This window comes from Pseudoxanthomonas sp. G3, from assembly GCF_057654715.1.
The window spans coordinates 1,015,270-1,038,938 of the sequence record NZ_CM172805.1 but is presented as its reverse complement, the minus strand read 5'-3'; the positions used below and the strand labels follow the sequence as shown (position 1 = coordinate 1,038,938).

Sequence of the window (23,669 nt, the reverse complement as noted above, 5' to 3'; positions counted from 1 at the left end):
CGTGTGTTCCTCAGAACCAGCGGTCGGTCAGGCGTTGCGCGAGCTGCGCGGGCGTGCCCAGTTCGGCACCGCGGGACGCCAGCGCGCGGGGCGCGGCGGGGTCGTAGCAACCGTCCTGCGACTGGCCCATCACCAGCGCGCCCTGCGTGCCCAGCGCGGCGACAGGCTCGACCAAAGCGGTATCGCTACCGCTGAGCAACAGCACGGCGCTGTCGGCCGGCGGCAACTGCGGGATCATGGTGTGGATGACGGCGCCGGGGCGGAAGCTCACCACGCCGGCGTCGACCAACGGCACGACATCGCCGGGCATGACGTAGATGTGGCCCGGCTCGGCGGGCGTGCCTGCTTCCGCCAGCGCGACCGGCATGTGCGCGACGCGCTCCATCTGCCGCACGAGGTTGTCGTAACGGCCTCCGTCCAGGCGCAGGTGCACGAGCACCGGCTTCGGGAAGCCGTCGGGCAATTCCGCCAGCAGTTTGCGCACGGCATCGGGACCACCGATACCGGCGAACACCAGCACCGCGCCCTGCGCGCGCTCGACGGTCTTGCCGCCTGCGGCGTCCAGCGGCTCCAAGGAGAGCGAGGACAGGTCGAACTTCGGCGTGGGCAGCGGCGGCGGCGTGGCGGCCGGAGGTTCGGGCAGCGGTGGCGGAACCGGTGGCGGCGCAGCCTGCGACGCGTTGCGCAGCCAGTCGTCCGCGTCGATCACGTTGTCGTCGACCTGGCGCGCTGCCAGACCGCCGGTGTAGGCGAAATCGTCGCGCGGCAGTTCCTGGGCGACGTCGGCCGCTTCTTCCAGGTGCAGCGAGATTTCCGCGTCCTGGTGCAGCTGCGCCGGCGTCACCGGCAGGCCGGGCTCCAGTTGCAGGCTGACTTCTTCCTCGCGGCCCGGCGGCAGCACGTCCTGATGGCCGTGCAGCTTGGCGGCCAGGTGGCGTGCCCAGCGCTGGGCTTCCCAGCCCTGGCGTCGCGCGGCCAGTTCGGCTTCATCGAAGATCACCGAGACCGCGGGGTCGTGCAGCACGCCGTCGAAGCGCTCGAGGCTGTCCTCGATGGCCGGTTCGAGTGCGACCAGCACCACCTGCGGCGCGCTGGCGCCCAGCGCATCGGCATCCAGCGTGCTGGGATCGTCTTCCAGCACGATATCGGCGCCGGCTTCGTGCAAGGCCACCCGCAGGCGCTCGCGCGCCTCACCCGGGCGCGCCAACAGGGCAACGCGCTTGGCTTCACTCACGGACACGGGCGATTCCCAACAGGTCGTAGACGTTGCGCAGCAGATCGAGCTCCTGGTACGGCTTGCCCATGTAGCGTTGCACGCCGATGTCGAACGCGCGCTGGCGATGCTTGTCGCCGGTACGCGAGGTGATCATCACGATGGGCACGTCCTTGAAGCGCGGATCGGCCTTCATCGCGGTCGCCAACTCGTAACCGTCCATGCGCGGCATTTCGATATCCAGCAGCATCAGGTCCGGAACACGCTCCTCGAGCTTCTCCAGAGCCTCGACGCCATCGCGCGCGGCGGCGACTTCGAAGTTGTGGCGCTCCAGTACGCGGCTGGTCACCTTACGCATGGTCAGCGAGTCGTCGACCACCATCACCAGCGGCACGCGCCGCTGTTCGATCGCGGTCGCGACCTGCGTGGGCTGCGCGGGCTGGGCCAGGTGGCGGCGCACCAGCGGCGCGGCGTCCAGGATCACCACGACGCTGCCGTCACCGGTGATGGTGGCGCCGTAGATGCCCTGGATCGAGGCGATCTGCGGGCCCACCGGCTTGACCACGATTTCGCGGTTGCCCAGCACCTGGTCCACGGCCACGGCGGCACGCAAATCACCCGCCCGCACCAGCAGCAGCGGCACCTGCGCCTGGCCTTCCGCCTTGGCGGGGCTGTGGCCCACCAGATGGCCGAGGTTGTAGAGCGGGTAGTCCTCGCCGGCGTAGTGATACGTGCCGGCGCCGGCATTGAAGCGCGCGTGGCTGATGCGGCCGATACCGCTGACCGCGGCGACGGGCACCGCGAACTGGGCCTCGCCGATCTGCACGAACACGGCCTGGGTGACCGCCAGCGTCTGTGGCAGGCGCAAGGTGAAGACGGCGCCCTTGCCCGGCGTGGATGCGATGTCCAGCGAGCCGCCGAGCTGGCGGACTTCGTTGTAGACAACGTCCATGCCCACGCCACGGCCGGCCAGCTGGCTGACCTGGTCGTAGGTGCTGAAGCCCGATTCCAGGATCAGGCGGTCGAGGTCGGCATCGGCCAGCGTAGCGCCGGGCTGGATCAGGCCGCGCTGTTCGGCACGGCGACGGATCGCCTCGCGGTTGAGGCCGGCACCGTCGTCGGAGACCACCAGCACCATTTCCGAACCTTCGCGACGCAGGGCGACCTGCACCGTGCCCTCTTCCGGCTTTCCGGCCTTGCGCCGCTCTTTCGGCGTTTCCAGACCATGCGCCACCGAGTTGCGCAGCAGGTGCTCCAGGGGCGCCGTCATGCGCTCCAGCACGTTGCGGTCCATTTCCCCGTGGGTACCCGACAGCTGCAGGTTGACCTGCTTGTGGGTATCGCTGGCGGCCTGGCGCAACACGCGACGCAGGCGCGGCACGATGCCTTCGAACGGCACCATCCGCGCGCGCATCAGGCCGTCCTGCAGTTCCGAACTGACGCGCGACTGCTGCTGAAGCAGGCTGTCGTACTGGCGCGAGAGATCGTCCAGCACGCCCTGCAGGCCGGTGATGTCGGCGGCCGATTCGGCCAACGCGCGGCTGAGCTGCTGCAGCGTGGAGAAGCGGTCCAGCTCCAGCGGGTCGAACGTCGGGTCCTGCTTCTCGTGTTCGCGCTGGTAGCGGGCGACGATCTGGGCTTCAGTTTCCAGGTCGAGGCGACGCAGCTGGTCGTGCAATCGGATGTTGGTGCGGTCGAGTTCGGCCATCGCACCGCGGAACGCGCCGAGCTGCTGCTCCAGGCGTGCGCGATAGATGGCGACTTCGCCGGCGTGGTTGACCAGGCGGTCCAGCAGGTCGGCGCGGACACGCACCTGTTCCTGCTGGCCCATCGGGAAGAACTCTTCCTCCACCGGCGCGGCCAGCTCGGTCTCGATCGGCGCGGACAGCGGCGCGAGTTCGACCGGCGCGGCGGGCGCATCGCTCGCGGCGGGCGCCTCGGGCAGTTCGATGCCGCGGGCGCGGGCATTGAACTCGGCGATCATGCCGTCCGGGATCGTCACGGCGCGGCGTGCGGTGACACGCGCCAGTTGGCCGTGCAGCGTGTCGAAGCCACGTTCCAGCAACTGGATCGCGCGGCGATCCAGCTCGGTACGATGGCCCGCGATCGACTCGAGCATCGATTCGATGGCATGGCCCAGATCGCCCACGGCGTGGATGCCGGCCATGCGCGCGCCACCCTTCAAGGTGTGCAGATCGCGCTGCAGGCTGATGACCAGGGCGCGGTCTTCTGGCGTCTCGCGCAGTTTGGCCAGCAGGTCGTCGGAGTGGTCGAGCAGGTCGTTGCCTTCCTCGATGAAGATCTCCACCAGATCCAGGTCCAGACCCGTCAGGTCGAGGGCCTCTTCCGGCTCCGGCATGTCGGCGGGCGCACTGGTCACGGCAGACTCCTCGGCTTCGGCGGAGGCGACGACTTCAGACTCGGCGGATTCAGCGGCATCCGGCATTTCGGCGGGTGCATCGATGGCATCGACATCGTCGATGGACGCCATGTCGGCGGGCGCTTCTTCCGCGACCGTCTCTTCGGCAACGGCGTCCTCGATGGGCGCCGCTTCGATGACGGCATCGTCGGCCGCCACCTCTTCCACGACGGCCTCTTCGGCGACGACCTCTTCGACGGGGGTCTCCTCGACCTCGGCGGTCGGCGCTGCCGCTACCGCGTCTTCCGGTGCTTCGATGGCATCTTCGAGGACGATCTCTTCGACGACGAGCGCATCGCCTTCGACCGGCGCATCCATGACGTCTGCAGAGGCCTCAACGGAAGCCGCCTCGAGGGACGCTGGTTCGACGGCCTCGTCCTCGACGGAGAGCTCTTCCACCGACGTCGCTTCGACAGCGGCGTCTTCGGCGATCGCCGCATCGGCGGCCGGTTCGGCCAGGAAGGCGGGCAAATCGGCGTCGACAACCAGCGCATCGTCGATGGTGGCCTCTTCGGCCAGCGCATCGACGGCCACGTCGTCAGCCGTTGCGGTGACCTCTTCCTCGCCTGGGGTGGTGGCGGCGACGTCCGTCGCGTCCGCACGAGTACGCGGCAGGATGCGGTAGTCGATGTCGTAGAAGGTCACTTCAGGCGATGCAGGCGCCAACGACCCGGCATCGGCAGCGGCCAGTGTTTCCACCTCGTCCACGGCAGCGACATCCGGCACCAGATCGCCACCGGCGCCACGCGCGGTGTCGTCCAGATACGCCGACAGGTCCAGCGCGGCGAGTTCGACATCGGACGGCATGACCGGCGGCGCGATCGTCGGCATCTGCTCGACGTAGGTGCCCTGGTGCGTGTCGTCGACGATCTGCGCCCCCTGGCGCTGCTCGGGCAGGCTGTCGCGCAGCGCGACCAACTGGCCGGCGAGCGCGGCGAACACGGGGATGCGCGGCGAAGGCGCCTGCAGCGCGGCCACGCTGCGACGGATCGCCTGCGCCGTGTCGGCGATGGCGGACACGCCTTCCGGCGTCGGCGTTTCGCCGGCGGCCAGCAGGCGTTTCACGTATTGCTCGGCGGCCGATGTGACCCCGGTGATTTCCGGCACGTCGGCCATCGCCAGCGCACCGTTCATGGTGTGCACGGCGCGCAGCAACTCCTCGCTCACCGGCACCGCGTTGACCTGCGCCTTCAGCAGCCAGGTATCGACGGTGTCGAGGTGGTTGTCGACCTCGACCTCCAGGATCTCGCGCAACACCGCATCGACGGAAGCCGGCGTGCCTTCGGTCTCCGGTTCGAACACGGCGGGCACATCCTCGATCGCCGGCGTGACCATCGGGGCAGGTGCAGGCTCGATGAACTCGGCTCCGTCGTCCACGACGGCCGGCTGGGCGCTGTAGTACGCCTCTTCGCCCGCTGCCAGGCGATCCGCGATGTCCTGGATGCCCGCGAGGTCCGCGGTCACGCTGCCCTGGCCGCGCAACGCGGCGTTGAGCTGGGGTAGCGCATCGCATGCCATCTCCAGTAGCGCCTCGACGGCGTGGCTGGGTTCGCGCGTGTGATCGAGCACGCGATTGAGCATGTTCTCGACCTTCCAGCTGAACTCGCCCAGCGTCTTGGCGCCCACCAGGCGGCCACTGCCCTTGAGCGTGTGGAAGACGCGGCGGATCGGCCGCAGGCGCTCCAGGTCTTCCGGATTGCTGCGCCACGCGGGCAGCAGCTGGCGGAGGTTGACGATCTCTTCGTCGAATTCCTCGAGGAAGACCTCGCGGATCTCGTCGTCGATATCGGTCGCGTCGCTGTCGAAGCCACCGATCACCGTCGCGGCAGGCAACGCGGCCGCCGCGGCGGCGATTTCATGGCGCAGGTCCGGCAGTGTTTCTTCTTCCACCTCGACGGGCGCGACGGGCGTCGCCTCGAACGCGGGCAGCACCTCGACCTCCGCCGGCGTATCGGCGACCGGCGCCTGGTCGGCTGCGTCGTCTTCGAGCTCGACGACGAACGTCGTCGCTTCAGCGCCCGCGTCGGCCTCTTCGAAGCCGACCGGATCGAACGGATTCGCATCGGCCAGCGCCGGCGCGGCGTCGATGGGCTCCAGCGTCAGCGCGCCGAACGTGGAGGCCTCGGCGCTTTCCACCGTCGTTTCGACGGACGACGCCTCGACAGGCGCCGGCGCGTCGGCCGACGTGGCGACGGCGTCCGCCAGCGGTTCCACCGCGGCGGGCACTGCGGCGACGGCTGCGATCGCGGGTTCGACGACGGGCGCGGCTTCCGGCGGCAGTGGCCAGTAACGCAGCGCTTCCAGGCTCCCGCGGGTGATCTCGAGGATGTCCTCGCGGTTCGGGCGGCGCTCGCGCAGCGCTTCCAGGTAGTACTCCAGGCTGGCCATCGCATCGGCCAGCGTGTCCAGCTGCTGGCCGCCGGGCACGCGCTTCTTGCCGATCAGTTCGCCGCTGACGTACCGGCGCACGCCAACCACGTAGTCCCCCGCCTGACCCAGTTCGAGCATGCGCAAGGCGCCGGCCACTTCATCGAGCAAGCGCGGGACATCGGCCAGCTCACCGTGGTCCCAGTTGGTTTCGATGAACGCGACGAAGCGCTCGCGCGCGCCGGCGAAATTGATGATGGCTTCCTGGGCCAGCACCTCGACCGTACGCTGCGATTCGGCCGCGCTCGGATCGGGACCGGCGTCGCTGGCGCTGCCGAGCCGGGCGACCTGGTCGTCCAGCGAGGCATCCACGTACAGCAAGGCACCGGCGACATCGAGCAGCGTGCCTTCGTCGGCGGGACGGCTGCCGGCGACGACATCACGCAGGGTGTCGCGCTGCTGCATCACCACGTCGCGCGCTACGCCTAGCCCCATCATGCCGAGCGTGTCGGCGACGTTGCCGAGCTCGGCGACCTGGGGCTCCAGTTCATGCGCATCGTTGCCGGTGCGCAGGTGCAGGTCGAGCGCATCCTTCACGCGCAGCAGCTCTTCCTTCACCGCATTGCCGACGGTATCGAGCAGCTCGCGGTTGCGGCCGCTCAGGCTGCTGCGCGCGTGATCGATCTCGGCTTCGCTGGGCGTCGCCTCGTCGCTGGCGCCGCCCGGGTACAGCATGCTTTCGTTGAGGCCCGACGCGCCGCGCGCGGCACGGATCTCGTTGAGCAGCGGCAACAGCACGATGGGGATGTCGCGGTGGCCTTCTTGCAGTCGCTCCAGGTAGTCCGGAAGCAGCACCGCACCGCGCATCAGCGTGGCGCAGGCCTCGTCGCGATCGCCCACGCCGCCGTCCTGCAGCGCCTTGGCCAGCAGTTCCAGTTCTTCGGCCACCATGGCCGGGGCGTACAGCTCCACCATGCGCAGGGTGCCCTGCACCTGGTGCAGGTAGCCGGCGCAGAACCGCATGCGGCTCGTGTCGGCAGGGGCCTCGACGAAGGATTCGATCTCCTGGCGCACCAGGCGGAGGGTCTCGTCCAGCTCGGGCTTCACCCAGCCGAGCACGGCATGGCTCATGGCCTCGCGAAGCGCGCTCATGCGCGGACCCCCGCGGCGGCGGTGCAGCCCTCAGCCCGGACGGGCCGGCAGGCGGGATGGCGTAGGAAGTTCATGCGGTGCGTCCCGTCCTCAGCCCGGCAGCTTGAAGTCGGCAACCGAACGCCGCAGGTCGGCGGCCAACTGCGCCAGGTGGCCGATCGACTCGGCGGTCTGGCCCGCACCCAGCGAGGTCTGCGAGGTGATCTGCCGGATCACGCCCATCGTCTGCGTGATGTCCAGTGCCGCGGTGGACTGCTGCTGTGCAGCCGAGGAGATGTTCTTGATGAGGTTGTTGAGGTCGTTCGACACGCGCTCGATCTCGCCCAGCGCGGTACCCGCATCCTCGGCCAGGCGCGCACCGGAGACCACTTCGGCCGTCGTCTGCTCCATCGAGCTGACCGCCTCGTTGGTGTCGGCCTGAATCGTCTGCACCAGCGATTCGATGCGGCGCGTCGCGCCCGAGGTGCGTTCGGCGAGGCGCTGCACTTCGTCGGCCACGACCGCGAAACCGCGGCCCGCTTCACCCGCCGAGGCCGCCTGCACGGCGGCGTTCAAGGCCAGGATGTTGGTCTGTTCGGAAATGTCATTGATCAGTTCCACGACCGAGCCGATTTCCTGCGAGGACTCGCCCAGGCGCTTGATGCGCTTGGAGGTTTCCTGGATCTGGTCGCGAATCTGGTCCATGCCGCGGATCGTCTCGCGCACCACGCCGGCGCCCTCGGTCGCGATCTGCACCGAGCGCTGCGCCACTTCGGCCGACTCGGTGGAGTTCTTCGACACCTGGTCGATGCTGGTCGCGATTTCGCTGATGCGGTCGGACGCGGTGGTGATCTGGTCGGCCTGGTGGCCGGCGGCCTCGGCCAGCTGCAGCGCGGTGGCCTGCGTTTCCTGGGTCGACGCGGCCACCTGCACGGAGGTGTCGTTGATCGTCGTCACCAGGTTGCGCAGTTCGTCCACGGCGTAGTTGATGGCGTCCGCGATGGCGCCGGTCATGTCCTCGGTCACCGAGGCCTTCACCGTCAGATCGCCTTCACCCAGCGAGCTGATTTCGTCCAGCAGCCGCATGATCGCCTGCTGGTTGCGGCTGTTGTATTCCACCTGCGTCTGGTAACGCACTTCCTGCTCGCGCTGGCGGGTACGGTACAGCGAATACAGCAAGCCGATGATCGAGATCAGCGCCGCGGCACCGGAGGCGATGCCCAGCCAGAAGTTCGGGAACAGGCGTGTATCGCGCACCGAACCGAAGGCCGAGAAGGCCTGGAAGAGGTTGGTGCTGTCCTGGAGCATCTGGCCGGAGCCGTTGGTCAGCGCGGCGGCCGCGCCCTGCGCAGCGAACAGGTTGCGGGAACTGGCCAGGATCGCGTCCAGGTCCTTCTTCATCGCGGTCCACAGGGTCTGCGAGTTCTGCAGCGCGGCCAGCGCGGCGCCGTTGCGCACCGGCGCGATGCCGAGGTCGGCGTTGCCGTTGCGCAGGCCCTCCAGCACCTGGCCGAACAACACCGCGTCGCGGCCCAGCGCGTCACCGGCAGTGGAAGCACCCGCGCCACCGGCGCGGATTTCCGTCACGCGGCGGGCCATGGTGCCCGCCAACACGACCTGCTGCAGGGCGCTGTAGATCTGCGAGGACGGCGCGCCGCCGGCCGACATCGCACGCACCACTTCGTTGAGCTGCGCCTGCAGGCTGGGCACTTGCGCGGCGAAGCGGTCGGCGTTGCCGGCCAGCGCCAGCACGGCCGCTTCGGACGCGATGATCTGGTCGGCATTCTTGCCCAGCGGCGCCCAGGTGGCGGCCAGCTTTTCGAGCGGATCGGCCACGGCGCCCTCGTTGCTGAAGCGCGCCTGCAGGTCGGAGACGGTGGACTCGACTGACTGCTTGGTTTCCTTGAAGGCCTTGAACGCAGACGCGTTGCCGGCGACCGCCTCTCGGCCCTGGTTGGCCAGCTGCTGCGAAAGCACGCGCATGTCCGATGCGCCGGTGCTGGCGCCGGAGAGGCGGCTGCCCTGGTAGGTGGCCACGCCCGTGTTCGCACCGAACACGATCACCGAGATCGCCAGCAGCGCCAGCCAGAAGCTGTTGCTGAAGCTGCCGATCTTGCTGGCGCTAGGAGAATCCGACGCAGTGCTCATTGTTCAACCCCTGAAAAATAGCGTGTCGTCCGCGCTCAAAGCGCGGCTTGGCGGAACTCGGGCGTGCGCGCGAGCAACCCCAGCGCGAACACACCCCATTGCTGATCGTCGCTGGCGAATGCCCGCTCGATGAAATGCGCGTAGCGGCCTTCCGCCAGGTCCCCCGGCTCGACCTGCTGCGACTCGTGGAAGCTGCGCTGTCCGTACAGCTCGTCGATGGTCAGTGCAACGTCCCCACCCGATTGCCGCATGACCAGCACGCGCTGGCCTTCATGCAGCACGGTGCGCTCGCCCTCGAGGAACTGCTTGAGGTCCACCACCGGGAACAGGTTGCCGCGCAGGTTGCCGATCCCCAGCAACCACGGCTGCGCGCCCGGTACCGGCGTGACCGGCGGCATCGGCACGATTTCCACCACTTCCCCGAAGTTGGAGATCAGCCGGCGCTTGCCCACGCGATAGCCGACGCCGCGGTACTGGTCCTGCGCGATCTCGCGCGCGGGCTGGACCACGGCATGCGCCAGGCTGCGGCGCTCGTATTCGGCCAGCGTGTCGAACGGTGTGCGGATCATCGCCCGCCCCCTGTGCACTCAGTACGATGGGTCCCCATGGCGCCAGCCCCTCAGGTGCTGACGTGGGCGCGGATGGCGTCGAGGAGTTCCTCGCGCGTGAACGGCTTGGTCAGGTACTGCTCCGAGCCGACGATGCGTCCGCGCGCCTTGTCGAACAGGCTGTCCTTGGACGAGAGCATGATGACCGGCGTGGACTTGAAGACCTGGTTGTTCTTGATGAGCGCGCAGGTCTGATACCCGTCCAGGCGCGGCATCATGATGTCCACGAAAATGATCTGCGGCTGCTGGTCGGCGATCTTGGCGAGCGCCTCGAAGCCGTCCGTCGCCGTCACCACTTCGCAACCCTCGCGTTTCAGCAGGGTTTCTGCGGTGCGGCGGATGGTTTTCGAGTCATCGATCACCATGACCCGTAGGCCGTTGAGTCCGCCGGCCTGGCCTTCATTCTGCGTCATTACCTGATTTCCCCATGCGCGCGCGGCTTCATTGACGAACTGGCCGCGCTGCGTTGCCTGCTTATATCCCCTATCCCGGCGCGCACTGTCAAGCAGCGCCCCCACGACCGATTTCGCTGAACGGCGCGATGCGAACCACGTCGCAGTTTCCGCCGCGCCGTGCAAGCGGCGTTCCAATCATCGCCGGGGCGGCGCGCCGGCCCCGCCTGATACCATCGCGACGTCTTCCGCAGAACCGCCCCCATGCCGCTGGACATCGTCGTCGTCATGGACCCGATCGGGTCCATCAAGATCGCCAAGGACACCACCTTCGCCATGCTGCTGGAGGCCCAGCGGCGCGGGCACCGGCTGCACTACGTCATCCCCGGCCGGCTGGCCCTGCGCGACGGCCGCGCCTTCGCCCAGGTGGCCCCGCTGGCGGTGAAGGACGACAAGGCCGGCTGGTTCACCCTCGGCGAGCCGCACGACCTGGCCTTCGGCCCCGGCCAGGTCGTGCTGATGCGCAAGGACCCGCCCGTCGACGACCAGTACCTCTATGACACCCACGTGCTGGGTATCGCCCAGCAGGCGGGCGCGCTGGTCGTCAACGACCCCCAGGGCCTGCGCGACTACAACGAGAAGCTGGCCGCCCTGCTCTTCCCGCAGTGCTGTCCGCCGACCCTGGTCAGCCGCGATCCGGCCGCGTTGAAAGCCTTTGTCGCCGAGCACGGCGAGGCGGTGCTGAAGCCGCTGGACGGCATGGGCGGCCGCTCGATCTTCCGGGTCAAGGCCGGCGACCCCAATACCAACGTCATTCTGGAAACCCTGGTCGGCCCCGGCCATCTGACGCTGGCGCAGCGGTTCATCCCGGGCATCAAGGACGGCGACAAGCGCGTGCTGCTGGTCGACGGCGAGCCGGTGGACTACGCCCTGGCCCGCATCCCGCAGGGCGACGAGTTCCGCGGCAACCTGGCGGCCGGCGGCCGTGGCGAAGGCCGTCCGCTGAGCGACCGCGACCGCTGGATCGCCGCCCAGGTGGGCCCCGAGATGAAGCGCCGCGGCATGCTGTTCGTCGGCCTGGACGTGATCGGCGACTACCTGACCGAAGTGAACGTCACCAGCCCGACCTGCGTACGCGAACTTGATGCGCAGTTCGGGCTGAACATCGCCGCTCTGCTGTTCGACGTGATCGAGAAGAAGCTGGCCGCCTGAGATGTCCGCCGTTCCGGTGACCCCGCCGAAGATCGGCGCGAACGAACGCCTCGGCGCCACGTTGGCGCTGTCGTTGATCGTGCATGGCCTGCTGGTGCTGGGCGTGGGCTTCGCTCTGGACGACGCCGCGCCGGTGATGCCCACGCTCGACGTGATCCTCAGCCAGACCAGCACGCCACTGACGCCCAAGGAAGCCGACTTCCTGGCCGCGGCCAATCAGGAGGGCGGCGGCGAAAGCGAACAGGCCAAGCGCCCGCGCGATAGTCAGGCCGGCTGGATCCCCCAACCCGATACGGGACTGGCGCCGCAGCCACTGCGTGCGCAGACCACCGCGCCGGTGCCGCCGCCGGAGAGCCGCGTCGTCGCCACGCGCGACAGCGATGCGCGCGCGCCGGTGCCGGAAGCCCGCCCGCAACCGGACCAGCCCGATCTGCCGCAGGGCGAGCAGAAGATCCAGCGCGACGCCGAGATGGCGCGCCTGGCCGCCGAGTACCACCTGCGATCGGAGCTGTACGCCAAGCGCCCGAAGCGCAAGTTCGTCTCGGCGAGCACCAAGGAATACGTCTACGCCAATTACCTGCGCGCGTGGGTGGACCGCGCCGAACGCGTCGGCAACCTCAATTATCCCGACGAGGCGCGCCGCAAGCGCCTGGCCGGCACGCTGGTGATCAGCGTCGCCGTGCGCCGCGACGGCAGCGTGGAGCAGACCCGCATCATCCAGTCCAGCGGTATCCCGCTACTGGATTCGACCGCGCAACGGATCGTGCAGTTGTCCGCGCCTTTCCCGCCGCTGCCCGAGACCGGCGAGAACGTCGACATCCTGCACGTCACCCGCACGTGGCGCTTCCTGCCCGGCGGGCAGGTGCGCGACGAGTGACGCTCAGGGCGCGAGCGTGCCCGGCACCCTGAGGTTGCGGCGCAGGTAGGCGCGCACCTCAGACTCGGGCGCCGCCGGCGCGGCACCGCCGAGTTCGCGCTGCAGGATCGTTTCCACCAGGTAGGCCCGCGCCTCGCGCGCCGTGGGCGAACCGCCATCGTGGCCGGCCTGTTCGTCGACCAACAGCGCGACCTCCTTCCCCGCCAGCTTGAGGCGTGCGGCGTACTCGATGACGCCCGCCAGGCCGACGCGGCGATCTTCGCCGCCGGCGACCAGCAACACCGGACGACGCAGACGCTCGACATTCGCCAGCGGCGATTGCGCGTGCAACCGTGCCATCGTGGACGCGTCCGCCACATCGATGCCCTGGCCCTTCAGCCAGGTCTCCATCGGGACGAGGCCGCCGATCTCCAGCGCTTCGGGATTGCGCAACACCCAGCGCAGCACCCAACCGAAATCCGGCGGCGGCACCATCGCCACCGCCACCTTGAACAGGTCCGGATCGAAGGTGGCCCCGAGCAACGCCGAGTAGCCGCCGAACGACGCACCGACGATGCCCACGCGCTCGCGATCGCCGACGCCGTTATCCAGCAGCCAGCGCGTGCCCTCCACGGTGTCACGCTGAACGCGGCCATGGCCGAAGTCGCCGGCGGCGGCGAGCACGTAGTCGCGGCCATGCCCCGTGGAGCCGCGGAAGTTCGGTTCGAACACCGCGTAGCCGCGATTGGCGAGCAACTGGCTCAGCGCGCGGTATTCCGGCTTCCAGTGATTCCAGGGACCACCGTGCGGCACCACGACCAGCGGCAGGCGCGCCGCATCCCGGCCCGGCGGCAACCACAGGAAGCCATACACGCGCCGACCATCGGACGCCGTCCACGCCAGCGGCATCGGTCGCGCCAGGGCGGAAGCGGGTGCGGCGACGGCCGGTGCGCCCGATCGCCGATCCAGCGGCATATCGTCCAGCAACGGCGACAGCGTGCGCGTCACCGGGTCGTACAGGCGCCATTGGCGCATCGGTACCTGCGGCGACGTGATTTCCACCAACCAGCGTGCGCTTCCGCCGCCCGCCGGCTGCACATCCAGATCGCGATCGGGTAGCGCCGTGCGCAGCGCGGCCAGCGACGCGGCATCGACCGGCGCCAGCGCATGCAGTTGTGCCGTGGTGCTGCGGTAAGCCACGAACCGCGGCTGCCGCGACACGGGATCGAAGACGGTGTCGTCCACGTCGGCCGTACGCTGCGGATCGGAATGGACGTCCACGATGCGGCCATCGGGTTGCAGGCGGGCTAGGCGCGCAAGATCGCCCTGCAGGTCGGTGCGGATCCATGCGCTGCCGTCAGGGGCGAGGCCGAGCAACGCGCAGCGCCGGCTGGGATCGCACGCCGAGACGCGGCGCGGCACGCCGCGTTCGACCCGATGGATCACGAGTTCACCGCCCTCCAGCCGTTGCAGCCACGCGACGCGACCGTCGGCATCCAGCAAGGCGTTGACGATGCGTAGGCGGTCTTTCCACACCTCGCTGCGCTGCCCGCGCATGTCCACGCGCAGCAGGCGCCATGTCCCTGGCGCGGCGATCGGGCCTTCCCGTTCGATCACCAGCACGGCGGCGGCCTGGCTGGGATCCACATCGAGCATCGCCGTGCCGGGGCCGCCACCCAACGTCGTGATCCGACCCGACCGCGTTCCCGGCATGGCCATCGCCTGCACGTCGCGCGCGGAACGTAGCAGCAACCAGCGGCCATCGCGGCTCCAGTCCAGTGCCTGTGCGGGCGTGTTGCTGAGGCGCCGCTGCGGCGAACCGCCCGCTGTCGCGCGCACCCACAGCTCGCGCTGGTCGCCGCGATCCTGCAGCCACGCGACATGGGCGCCATCGGGCGCGAGGCGGATCGCCGTCACCGCACCACGCTGCAGGAACGTGCTACGCGGCAACATGGGCGCGACCGGACGCGCCCGCTCGCTGACTACATAAGCGCGCAACGCATCCTCGGCCGCGTCGCGCGCACTCGCCGTCCACGCGAAGCAGCCGGCGAGCAACGCGCAGGCCGGCGCAGCGAGGCGCATCCCGGCACGAAGCGGGAATAGCATCATCATCTTCTCCTTCGAAACGGGGCGTCGGCGGTCAGGCGGCGGCCGGATAGACCAACGGCAGCGGTTCGGCCGATTCGCGGCGCGGAATCAGCAGCCACAGGCTGGCCAACGCGGGCAGCCCGATCACTGCGCACGCCACGACCCATGCCCAGCGGCCGGCCGTCGAGAGTTGCGAGCGCGCCGTCAGCCAGACCGCACCGATGAGCGAGAACAGCGACAGCGCGCCCGCGAGCCACACCATCGAGGTGGGTATCACGGCAGGCCGGACGACATCCAGCGGCAACGGCGGTGCGAACAGGTTGCGGGCCGCCTCGGTCGCGATACGCAGCACCGGCGAAGGCCAGGCGCTGCGGTACCGGTAGACCGGCGGGTAGTCGAACGCCAGTGCGCGGGTATGCACGGTCTCGATGCGGCCATCGTCGCGGGTGCGCAGCGTGATCTGCACCGGCGCCGCACCGTCGGCGTGCGATCGCGCGGAGTACGCCAGCGAGATCAGGTGGCCGTCGACCAGTTCCACCAGGTCCAGGTTGCGCAGGTCGCCCATCGCGCCGGGCAATGGAACGCGCAGGCGCGGCACCATCAACGCGTGGCTTTCGACCAGCGGTCGCCCGTCGTAGAAATACAGTGCGCGATCGCTGAGCATGCCGATGCCCTGCCCCAGCGGGCTGCCACCCATCAGCGTTTCGCCAGCCGCGACGCGCACCCGCGGCACGACGCGATGTTCGGCACTGATGTACTGGTAGAGCGTGTCGCCGCCGACAAGCACTGCATCGCCCGGCTCCATGCCGGGCAGGCCATCACCCGGCAACACCACCGCCGGGAACGGCGCTTCTTCCTTGCCGATGCCGAGCACGCCGACGCTACGATTGTCGGCCAGTCGGTAGCCGTGCAGGCGCATGTCGTCATGACTGAATACCCAGCGTTCGCGGCGCTCGCCGTCGTCGAACTCCATCGGGCGGAAGTTCGCCAGCTCCTGGTATTGCGGCAGCTTGGGCACCTGCACGCCCAACCCCTCGGGATCGGACAGGCGAATCTGCTCGCGCAGCAACGGCGCATCCGGATGACGACTACCGCGCAGGCCCGCCACCATGCGGTCGCGCGGATCCATCTTCTCGACCTCGTTGTGCCCACCCACCGGCGGCGTCGGCGTGTTGTTCGGATGGCTGCCCTGCGCGATCCACACCATTTCCAGACCGAACAGCACGACCAGCACCAGCACCTGCACCGCCACCTGCAGCGGCAACGCAACGACCGCCGTGGCGAAGACCCCGCGCGGTGGCGCGTCCAGATCGGCCACAAACGCCACGCGTAGCAGCACGGCGAGCCAGGCCAGCACGATCAGTTCGATCGCGATCATGCCAAAGCCATAGGCACGGCTAACTAGCAACCACACCAGCAGGATCAAGGCCGCGCCCGCCCAGCGCCAGCCGCGCAGGCTGCAGAACGCACCGGCGAGATAGGCGGACGTCGCGATCAACGCACCGGAGAGCGGCAACAGCCAATGACGAAGGTCGACCACGCGCGGCGTGAGTGCGTGCTGCCAGAGGGCGACAAGCAACAACGGCAGCGCGACGGCCACGGCCAGCAGCACCGCAGCAGCGGCCGCGAGCGCGAACGCCACGCGCGTCGGCGCCATCGGCCGGTGCAGCAGGCTCAGCCACTGGCTGGGCTTGCGGTACGTGCCCATCTGATAGAGGCCAAGCAGCAGGCCGCTCAACGCGTAGACACCGCCGATCACCCGGTGCACGAGCAGCGGCTGCTGGGCCAGGTCGACGACGCGCGCCATGAAGGCAAGCGCCAGCAGGTGCACCACGGCGGCGAGCATGGCCCAGCTGCGGAAGCGGATCAGTTCGCTTTTGAAGAAGTCGTACATGAGCACTCCTCAGGCCGCAACCGGGGTGGCGTGGTTCTTGGCCAGGAAGCCGTTGACCGCACGGTCCAGGCTCACCGGCATGCTGCGGATCGAACGCGCGCCCTGCGCACGCAGGTAGTCGGCGAAGCGTTCGTCCTGGTCGAGCACCAGGTAGTGGTGCAGGCCGTCCAGGCGCTGCACTTCCAGCAGGCCGGGCACCGTATGCGGTTCCGGCCCCTTGAACGGGATGTCCGCCACCCACAGCGCGACGCGCGCGGTGAAGTCCTCCGGCGCGGACATGTTCTTCAGCTGGCCGCGCTCGAGGATGATCAGGTTGTCGGCCACGCGCTCGATCTCTTCCATCTGGTGCGAGCAGTAGACGACGGTGCACTGCTCGGCCGCGTTGCTATACATCAGCGATTCGAGGAAGGCGCGCGTGGCGACGACGTCCAGGCCCAGCGTGGGCTCGTCGAGCACCAGCAGCTCCGGCGTTTGCGCCAGGGCCAGCGCGAGGTTCAGGCCGGCGCGTTCGCCGCGCGAGAGCTGCGAGACCTTCTGCTCCGGCAGCACATGGTAGTGGCCGATCACGTCGTCGTAAGCGCGCGTGTTCCAACGGGGATATTGATGCTGCTGCATCGCACGCACCTGCTCGACCCGCATCCAGCCCGGCAGCGTATGTTCTTCGTTGACGAAGCCGACCCGTGCACGATCCGCGGGCCGCAGTTGCTGGCTGTCGCGGCCGAGGATGCGCGCCGTGCCGGACGTCGGCGGCAGGAAGCCGAGCAGGATCCGGAACAGCGTCGACTTGCCCGCGCCGTTCGCGCCCACGATGGCGTGGATGCGTCCACGCGGGATCGCCAGGTCCAGGTGGTCCAGCGTCAGCTTCGCGCCGTAGCGGCGGGTCAGTGCGCGGGTTTCGATCACGTAGTCGTCGGACATATGCGTGGTCCAGGCTCAGGCGATGCGGCGCGGCGCCAGGCGCCGCAAGGCGCGCGATACGCGCGACTCGACCTCGTCGGCGGCGAAGTCGAGCGGAATCACGTCGTTCACGAAGCGGCCGACCGCATCGTCGAGGCGACGCTCGCGTTCGGTATCGGACAGGCGCTGGCGCGGCGCCGCCACGTACAGGCCCATGCCTTGCCGCGATTCCAGCCAACCCTCCGTGGTCAGTTCGGCATACGCCTTGGCCACCGTGTTGGGGTTGATCGACAACTGCTGTGCCAGGCCGCGCACGCTGGGCAGTTGGTCGCCGGGACGCAGGCCGCCGGTGGCGATCTGCATGCGCACGCCGTCGACGATTTGGCGGACGATGGGCCGCGGATCGCCGGTGGCGATCTGCAGCATGAGGGGGACGGTGCGGGCCATGCGAACTCCAGGCAACTGTACTAATACAAATAGTACAGTCGATTCGGCGAACGTCAACCATGACCGACGACACCCCGCCGGGCGGTCGCCTCAGCGGCTGGCGCGCAGGGCTTTCTGTTCTTCCAGCGTCAGGGCGACGTTGTTGCGCAGGTAAGCTGGCTCCACCCGCTCAGGTGCGATGGCTTCGCCGCGCTGCCACGCCTGCACGGCGAGCCGCGCGAGGTCGATGGCGTGCGGCAGCGCTTGCGCATCGATGCGGGAGAAGCGGTCCTGCAGCGAGGTCGCCAGCGCGCCGTCGGCCGCTGCGAAGCCGGTGCCCACGCCGATCCAGCCGATCGCATCGCCGGGCAGGCGGTATGCGGTAGGCGCGACCACGGCTTCATCGGTGGTCGCCTGCACGCCATCGCCCTGCCGTACGAACGTGCCGGTGTAGATCTCGCCCATCCGCGCATCGATCGTGGCCAGGATCGTGTGCGGCGCGCCGATGTCGCAGCCGGCTTCGCCAGCCAACACAGCAGGTGGCGGCACCTGCGCCGCGAGCACGGCCAGGGTCGAGACGGGCAGCAGGGGACGGTCCAGGGCCAGCGCGATGCCCTGCGCAAGCGCGATCGCCAGGCGCACGCCGGTGAAGGCACCAGGCCCGCGGCTGAGCGCCACCGCATCGAGCTGCGAGCGCGCGATGCCGGCCTCGGCCAGCAGCTGTTCGGCCCAAGGCAACGCCAGTTCGGCATGGCGGCGCGGGGCGATCTCGAAGCGCTCGCGCACCTCGCCATCGACGTAGACGGCGACGGAACAGGCTTCGGTGGCGGTTTCGAAGGCGAGCAGTTTCATGCGGATCGACGGGACCAGGGGGAGCAAGGATACCTGCGCGGCTCAGAAGCGGGCGTCGGCGAACCAGTCGTCGGCCGGCGGAGGGATCGCCGCGGGCGCATCGTCGCTGATCGCAGCGCCGAAGAACCCCTGCACGTCCTGCACCCGCTGGGTACGCGCGAACGGCGGCAGCGAGTCCAGGAAGACGCGCCCGTATGGCTTGCCGGTGAGACGCGGATCGCACAGCACCAGCACACCGCGGTCATTCTCGCTGCGGATCAGGCGACCGACGGCCTGCTTCAGCGCGATGACGGCCTGCGGCAGCTGTTCGTCGCGGAACGGATTGCCGCCGGCGCGGCGCACGGCTTCCAGACGCGCTTCGAACACCGGATCGTCGGGCGCGGCGAACGGCAGCTTGTCCACCACGACGACACTCAGGGTGTCGCCGACCACGTCGACGCCCTCGCGGAAACTCGCCGCACCCAACAGCACGCCGTTGCCGGATTCGCGGAAACGCTGCAGCAACGTGCCGCGCGGCGCTTCGCCCTGCACGAACAGCGGCCACGGCCCGCCCCGCAGGGCTTCGGCCGCCTCGCGCAGCGCGCGGTGCGAAGCGAACAACAGGAACGCACGCCCCTGCGAGGCCTCCAGCACCGGGCGCACGGTGGCGATCAAGGCTTTGCCGTAGGTGGGCGCATTGGGGTCCGGTAGGCCGCTGGGCAGGTAGCACAACGCCTGGTGCGGCCAGTCGAACGGACTGGGCTGGAGCAGCGTGGGCGGATCTTCCAAGCCCAGGCGCACGGCGAAGTGGTCGAAGCGGCCACCGACGGCGAGCGTGGCTGAGGTGAACACCCAGGCCGCACGCGACTGTTCGCGGTGCTGGCGCAATGGGCCCGACACATCCAGCGGCGTGCGCTGGCAACGGAATGCGCGCGGCGTGAGTTCGTACCAGAGCACGTCGCCGTCGTCGGCGTGCGCTTCCTCGTCGTCGAATGCGCCCGCGCGGGTGGGCGCCGCATGCCAGCGCGACAGGCGCTTGGCGAACTCGGTGGCGCGTGCCGCGCAGGCCTCCAGGCCCAGCGATGCCTGCGCCAGCGGTGCGAGCGCGGCCGACAGGTCAGCGAGCGCGTGGTCGATGGCATCGAAGCCCGCGGCCACCTCCGGCTTGGCCAGCAACCGTTCCTGCGTACCGCGTGCCGGCAGTCCTTCCATCGCCGCGCGGGCCTCGCGCAGCGCCTGCTCCAGCGCGCGCACCGGCGGCTGCAGCGCGGACAGCGCACCGGCGACGTCCTTGCACTCGGCCAGGCAGTCGCGCGCCAGCTCCTGCAACGGCCGCATGCCGAAGCCTTCGCCGAAGAAGTTCGCCGCCAGTTCGGGAAGCTGGTGCGCTTCATCGATCACGAAGGCCTGTGCGCCCGGCAGGATCTCGCCAAAGCCTTCCTGCTTGAGCGCGAGGTCGGCGAGCAACAGGTGATGGTTCACCACCACGATGTCCGCCGCCTGCGCGCGCTGGCGCGCCTGTACTACGAAGCAGTCGTCCCAGAACGGGCATTCGCTACCCAGGCAGTTGTCGACCGTGGACGTGACCAGCGGCAGCAGCGGCGAATCGTCCGGCAGCGCGGCCAGCTCGGCCATGTCGCCGAACTGTGTGCGGCCGCTCCACGCGACGACGCGCTGGAACTGGTCCACCTGCTCGCGGCTGGTGAAGGTGGTGCGCAGCAGCGCCGGCTCGCCCTTGGCCTGATTCAGGCGGTAGCGGCACAGGTAGTTGCTGCGGCCCTTCAGCAGCGCCGACTTCAGTCCCGCCACACCAAGCGCATCGCGCACGCGCGGCAGGTCGCGGTGGTACAGCTGATCCTGCAGGGCGCGCGTGCCGGTGGAGATGATGGTCTTCAGCCCCGACAGCAGTGCCGGCACGAGGTAGGCAAAGGTCTTGCCGGTACCGGTGCCGGCTTCGGCCAGCAGCACGTCGCGCGCATCGAAAGCGTCGGCGATCGCCGCCGTCAGGCGCTGCTGGGCATCGCGGGGTACGAAGGCGTCGAGGCGGTCCGCCAGGGCGCCGCCCTCGCTGAGGGCGTCGCGGCTGGCCTGGGCGAGCTGGGACATCGGGAAAACAGTGGGTGGTTCGGCCGCAAGGGTACCGCGTCGCGACCGACCCGTGCCTTACATGCGCTCGATCACCGGCACCGTACACGCATCACGCTGACGCTCGGCATCGGCGATCGACGCATCCTGGGTGGCGGCGCGCGCGGCGTGCTGGGCGGCATCTTCCGGCGTGTGCCGCGTCGGCAGCGGCGCCAGCATCGCGCGCTGGTGCTGGCGCACCTGGCGCACGGTTTCCCAATGCTGGCGACAGAGCGGGCCGACCCGCGAGCCCAGTTCGAACGCGCGCTGCGCGAGCGTGTCGGCGCGCGCGTAGTCGCCCTGGAGCAAGGCCAGTTCGGCGCGTTCCTGCAGCACAGCCGGGTCTTCCGGCACGATGGCCACCGCACGGTCGAGCGCCGTGCCGGCGGCCGCCAGATCGCGCGCGGCGATCGCACGTTGCGCGGCTTCGCGCAGGTCTTCGACTTCCGGATCGCGCAGCGGCTGCACGGCCAGTTCGCGGTCGTCGTTACCGGCGGCGGCATGGATCGCGGCCACGCGCTGCTCGGGCGTGACCGGGTCGGTGGCGACAGGGGTTTCGGGGGCCGGCGCGGAGGCGCAACCGGCAAGGCTCACGAGGCCAAGCAGGAACAGGGGAACGGCGTACTTCATCATCATGGCTGTTGCGGGGGAGGATCCTGGGGCGGCGGCGTTTCTTCTTCGCGATCCAGGCCGAACCAGCTGCGCCAGCCGCCGCCGCTGTCGGCTTCTTCGCCCTCGATCGGCGGCTGTTCGACCACGCAGGCGGCATAGGCCGGCGCGAAGCCGGAGACGAACGGCAGCTGGCGCGCACCCGGGCAACCCGGGTCCGTGCTGTTGGACGACACGACCCACTGCCAGTCCAGGCCCTTGCCGGAGGCTTTCAGCGGTGCCGTGGGCAGGCGGGCGAACAGACCCGACCACACGCGCATCGCGCCGGTGGCGCCGTACAGGCCGGTCTGTTCGTTCTGGTCGTTGCCCATCCAAACGACGGCCAAGTGATCGCCGGTGTAGCCGGCGTACCAGCTGTCGCGGCCATCGTTGCTGGTGCCGGTCTTGCCGGCGGACTGCAGGCGACCCAGGCCATCGCCGAGCAATTGCCGGCCCGTGCCGTTCGAAACGACCTGCTGCAGCGCCACGGTAATGAGGTTGGCGGCGATGGAATCGCCTTCCTGCGCCGGTGCGGGCGTCTTGTCGTAGCGCTTGAGCAGCTTGCCGTTCGGATCGAGCACGCCGCGCACCGCGTGCAGCGGCTGGATCTCGCCGCCGGACGCCAGGAACTGGTACAGCTGCGCCATCGCGTAGGGGCTCTGATCGGTCGCGCCAAGGATCAGGGCCGGATTCGGCTCGGCCTGGATGCCCGCCAGCACGCGGATCAGTTGCGCCAGGCGATCCGGTTCGACCTTCATGCCCACCCGCACGGTCGCCTGGTTGTACGACTGCGCCAGCGCATCGACCAGACGCACGGTGCCGTGGCTGCGACGGTCGGAATTGGCGGGCGTCCAACGCTTGTTCTTGCCCAGTTGCACGGTGACCGGCGAATCGTCGACCCAGCTGGCGAGCGAATACTCGTCCGGCTGTGCGAGTGCGAGCAGGTAGACGAACGGCTTGAGCAACGACCCCACCGGACGCTGTGCCTCCACGGCGCGGTTGAAGCCCTGCTCGGACACATTGCGGCTGCCGACGACGGCCAACACGTCGCCGTCGTGCACATCCGTGACCACCATGCCGGCCTGCAGCGGCGGACGGCGCTTGTTCTCGAGCGCCTTCACCGTGCGCGTGACCGAGGCCTCGGCGTACGCCTGGGCGGACGGCGACATGCCGGTCAGCACGGTCAGACCCGCGCCCTGCAGCGCGCTCTCGGGGTAATCACGGGCGAGCTGACGACGCACAAGGTCGACGTAAGCGGGGAAGCGGTTCGCGGCGGCCATACCCGGCGTCTTCGTCACGCCCAGCGGCGCGGCCAGTGCGCGCTTGTACTCGGCGTCGTCGATCAGGCCGGTCTCGTGCAACTTCAACAGCGCGTAGTCGCGGCGCTCCTTGGCACGCGTGGGATTGCGACGAGGGTCGTAGTACGACGGCCCTTTCACCATGCCGATCAGCAGGGCCACCTGTTCGGTGGTCAGACTGTCGAGGTCGCGGCCGAACCAGAACTCCGAACCCGCGGCGACGCCGTGGATGGCCTGGCTGCCGCGCTGTCCCAGGTAGACCTGGTTGAAGTACGCCTCCAGGATCGTGCGCTTGTCGTAGCGCGCTTCCAGGATCAGGGCATACAGGATCTCGTTGAACTTGCGGGTCGGCGTCTGCTCCTTGCCGATGCCGAGCAGGCCGCTGCGCGCGAGCTGCTGGGTCAGCGTACTCGCACCCTGGCGGGTGTCGCCCCCGGACTTCACCAGCAACCACGCCGCACGCACCATGCCCGACAGGTCGATGCCGTGGTGGTCCTTGAAGTCGCGGTCCTCGACCGCCTGCAGGCCGGTCACCAGCAGGTCCGGCACTTCTTCCAGACGCACCAGGCGCCGCTCTTCCTGCTTCTGTCCGTACAGGGTGGCGATGCGGGCGGGGTCCAGCCGTGCCGCCTTCAGCGGCTGTTTGCGGGTCAGGTCGCGCACGGCGGCCACGCGTCCGCCCGACAGGCTCACCTGGATGCGGCGCGGCGCCACGCGGCCATCGACATCCACGTAACCGCGGCTGGAAATCGTGAACCGTCCGCCCTCGCGCGCATAGGTGCCGGGGCTCTGACCGGTGCCGTCGTCACGATAGGACGCCGCGTCGAGCTCGGTCTTCAGGGTCTGCGCATCCATCGCCAGTCCCGGCGCGACCTGCAGCGGACGCGCGTACACGCGCGTGGGGATCTGCCATTGCAGTTCGCCGAAGCGCTGGGTGACCTGGTGGTTCAGGTACAGCGTGTAGGGGATCAGGAAACCGAGACCCAGTCCTACCGCCGCCAAGCCCCAACTCAGCAGGCGCTGCCGCCAGACCGGCGGGCTGCCGTCACCGTCGTCGATGTCGTCTTCGTCCAGCGCTTCGTCGTCGTAGTCGTTACGGGCCACAGGGGATGCGACA

Annotated in this window: 14 protein-coding genes and 2 pseudogenes; 2 read left to right on the top strand and 14 right to left on the bottom strand. The window is 69.3% G+C overall.

The window, feature by feature from the left end; genetic code table 11:
- Positions 1-10: 10 nt before the first annotated feature.
- From AC23D6_RS04700 to AC23D6_RS04675, 6 genes and pseudogenes are all read right to left on the bottom strand, one after another.
- Positions 11-1,240: a chemotaxis protein CheB gene (locus AC23D6_RS04700; RefSeq protein WP_487751662.1), complete on the bottom strand. Its 1,230-nt coding sequence runs from the start codon at positions 1,238-1,240 to the stop codon at positions 11-13.
- Positions 1,227-2,414, bottom strand: a pseudogene (locus AC23D6_RS04695) (response regulator); the annotation flags it as partial. The pseudogene AC23D6_RS04695 and the gene AC23D6_RS04700, both read right to left, overlap by 14 nt.
- Before the next feature lie 788 nt (positions 2,415-3,202).
- Positions 3,203-7,151, bottom strand: a pseudogene (locus tag AC23D6_RS04690) (Hpt domain-containing protein); the annotation flags it as partial.
- A 90-nt stretch (positions 7,152-7,241) separates the two neighbouring features.
- A complete protein-coding gene (locus AC23D6_RS04685; RefSeq protein WP_487751661.1) occupies positions 7,242-9,278 on the bottom strand; it encodes a methyl-accepting chemotaxis protein in 2,037 nt (678 codons plus the stop codon).
- A 35-nt stretch (positions 9,279-9,313) separates the two neighbouring features.
- Positions 9,314-9,844 (bottom strand): chemotaxis protein CheW, encoded by a 531-nt coding sequence (locus tag AC23D6_RS04680; RefSeq protein WP_487752571.1) that lies wholly within the window; start codon positions 9,842-9,844, stop codon positions 9,314-9,316.
- A gap of 53 nt (positions 9,845-9,897) precedes the next feature.
- The gene (locus tag AC23D6_RS04675; RefSeq protein ID WP_056879689.1) at positions 9,898-10,299 is read right to left on the bottom strand and encodes a response regulator; all 402 of its coding nucleotides are present in this window, start codon (positions 10,297-10,299) and stop codon (positions 9,898-9,900) included.
- Between the two features lie 243 nt (positions 10,300-10,542).
- Here AC23D6_RS04675 and gshB point away from each other — a divergent pair, with 243 nt between their 5' ends.
- Positions 10,543-11,490, top strand: a complete 948-nt coding sequence (gene gshB / locus AC23D6_RS04670) for a glutathione synthase (RefSeq protein WP_487751660.1) — start codon at positions 10,543-10,545, stop codon at positions 11,488-11,490.
- A gap of 1 nt (position 11,491) precedes the next feature.
- Positions 11,492-12,367 carry an energy transducer TonB gene (locus AC23D6_RS04665; RefSeq protein ID WP_487751659.1) on the top strand — a complete coding sequence of 292 codons (876 nt, stop codon included), beginning with the start codon at positions 11,492-11,494 and terminating at the stop codon, positions 12,365-12,367.
- 3 nt (positions 12,368-12,370) lie between these two features.
- On the opposite strand, the gene AC23D6_RS04660 is transcribed toward AC23D6_RS04665, so the two are convergent.
- The 8 genes from AC23D6_RS04660 to mrcB all read right to left on the bottom strand — a co-directional run bounded on the left by AC23D6_RS04660 (position 12,371) and on the right by mrcB (position 23,626).
- Positions 12,371-14,452 (bottom strand): S9 family peptidase, encoded by a 2,082-nt coding sequence (locus AC23D6_RS04660; RefSeq protein ID WP_487751658.1) that lies wholly within the window; start codon positions 14,450-14,452, stop codon positions 12,371-12,373.
- A 34-nt stretch (positions 14,453-14,486) separates the two neighbouring features.
- Complete coding sequence (locus tag AC23D6_RS04655; protein ID WP_487751657.1) at positions 14,487-16,328, bottom strand: hypothetical protein; 1,842 nt, start codon at positions 16,326-16,328, stop codon at positions 14,487-14,489.
- Positions 16,329-16,337: 9 nt separating this feature from the next.
- Entirely contained in the window at positions 16,338-17,246 is a 909-nt protein-coding gene (locus AC23D6_RS04650; RefSeq protein ID WP_487751656.1) for an ABC transporter ATP-binding protein, read from the bottom strand.
- Between the two features lie 15 nt (positions 17,247-17,261).
- Positions 17,262-17,672: a GntR family transcriptional regulator gene (locus tag AC23D6_RS04645; RefSeq protein WP_487751655.1), complete on the bottom strand. Its 411-nt coding sequence runs from the start codon at positions 17,670-17,672 to the stop codon at positions 17,262-17,264.
- A 90-nt stretch (positions 17,673-17,762) separates the two neighbouring features.
- Positions 17,763-18,503 carry a tRNA (adenosine(37)-N6)-threonylcarbamoyltransferase complex dimerization subunit type 1 TsaB gene (gene tsaB / locus AC23D6_RS04640; RefSeq protein WP_487751654.1) on the bottom strand — a complete coding sequence of 247 codons (741 nt, stop codon included), beginning with the start codon at positions 18,501-18,503 and terminating at the stop codon, positions 17,763-17,765.
- A 42-nt stretch (positions 18,504-18,545) separates the two neighbouring features.
- The gene (yoaA, locus tag AC23D6_RS04635) at positions 18,546-20,588 is read right to left on the bottom strand and encodes a DNA repair helicase YoaA (protein ID WP_487751653.1); all 2,043 of its coding nucleotides are present in this window, start codon (positions 20,586-20,588) and stop codon (positions 18,546-18,548) included.
- 57 nt (positions 20,589-20,645) lie between these two features.
- Positions 20,646-21,242, bottom strand: coding sequence for a hypothetical protein (locus tag AC23D6_RS04630; protein ID WP_487751652.1), 597 nt, complete (start codon positions 21,240-21,242; stop codon positions 20,646-20,648).
- Positions 21,239-23,626, bottom strand: coding sequence for a penicillin-binding protein 1B (mrcB, locus tag AC23D6_RS04625; protein WP_487752570.1), 2,388 nt, complete (start codon positions 23,624-23,626; stop codon positions 21,239-21,241). The genes AC23D6_RS04630 and mrcB overlap by 4 nt, the downstream gene beginning before the upstream one ends.
- Positions 23,627-23,669 lie beyond the last annotated feature (43 nt).

Coding starts and splice junctions, on each gene's coding strand:
- AC23D6_RS04645 (WP_487751655.1), bottom strand. CDS start 17,672: ATGGCCCGCACCGTCCCCCTCATGCTGCAGATCGCCACCGGCGATCCG.
- tsaB (WP_487751654.1), bottom strand. CDS start 18,503: ATGAAACTGCTCGCCTTCGAAACCGCCACCGAAGCCTGTTCCGTCGCC.
- AC23D6_RS04665 (WP_487751659.1), top strand. CDS start 11,492: ATGTCCGCCGTTCCGGTGACCCCGCCGAAGATCGGCGCGAACGAACGC.
- AC23D6_RS04660 (WP_487751658.1), bottom strand. CDS start 14,452: ATGCTATTCCCGCTTCGTGCCGGGATGCGCCTCGCTGCGCCGGCCTGC.
- yoaA (WP_487751653.1), bottom strand. CDS start 20,588: ATGTCCCAGCTCGCCCAGGCCAGCCGCGACGCCCTCAGCGAGGGCGGC.
- AC23D6_RS04650 (WP_487751656.1), bottom strand. CDS start 17,246: ATGTCCGACGACTACGTGATCGAAACCCGCGCACTGACCCGCCGCTAC.
- AC23D6_RS04675 (WP_056879689.1), bottom strand. CDS start 10,299: ATGACGCAGAATGAAGGCCAGGCCGGCGGACTCAACGGCCTACGGGTC.
- AC23D6_RS04685 (WP_487751661.1), bottom strand. CDS start 9,278: ATGAGCACTGCGTCGGATTCTCCTAGCGCCAGCAAGATCGGCAGCTTC.
- AC23D6_RS04655 (WP_487751657.1), bottom strand. CDS start 16,328: ATGTACGACTTCTTCAAAAGCGAACTGATCCGCTTCCGCAGCTGGGCC.
- AC23D6_RS04630 (WP_487751652.1), bottom strand. CDS start 21,242: ATGATGATGAAGTACGCCGTTCCCCTGTTCCTGCTTGGCCTCGTGAGC.
- gshB (WP_487751660.1), top strand. CDS start 10,543: ATGCCGCTGGACATCGTCGTCGTCATGGACCCGATCGGGTCCATCAAG.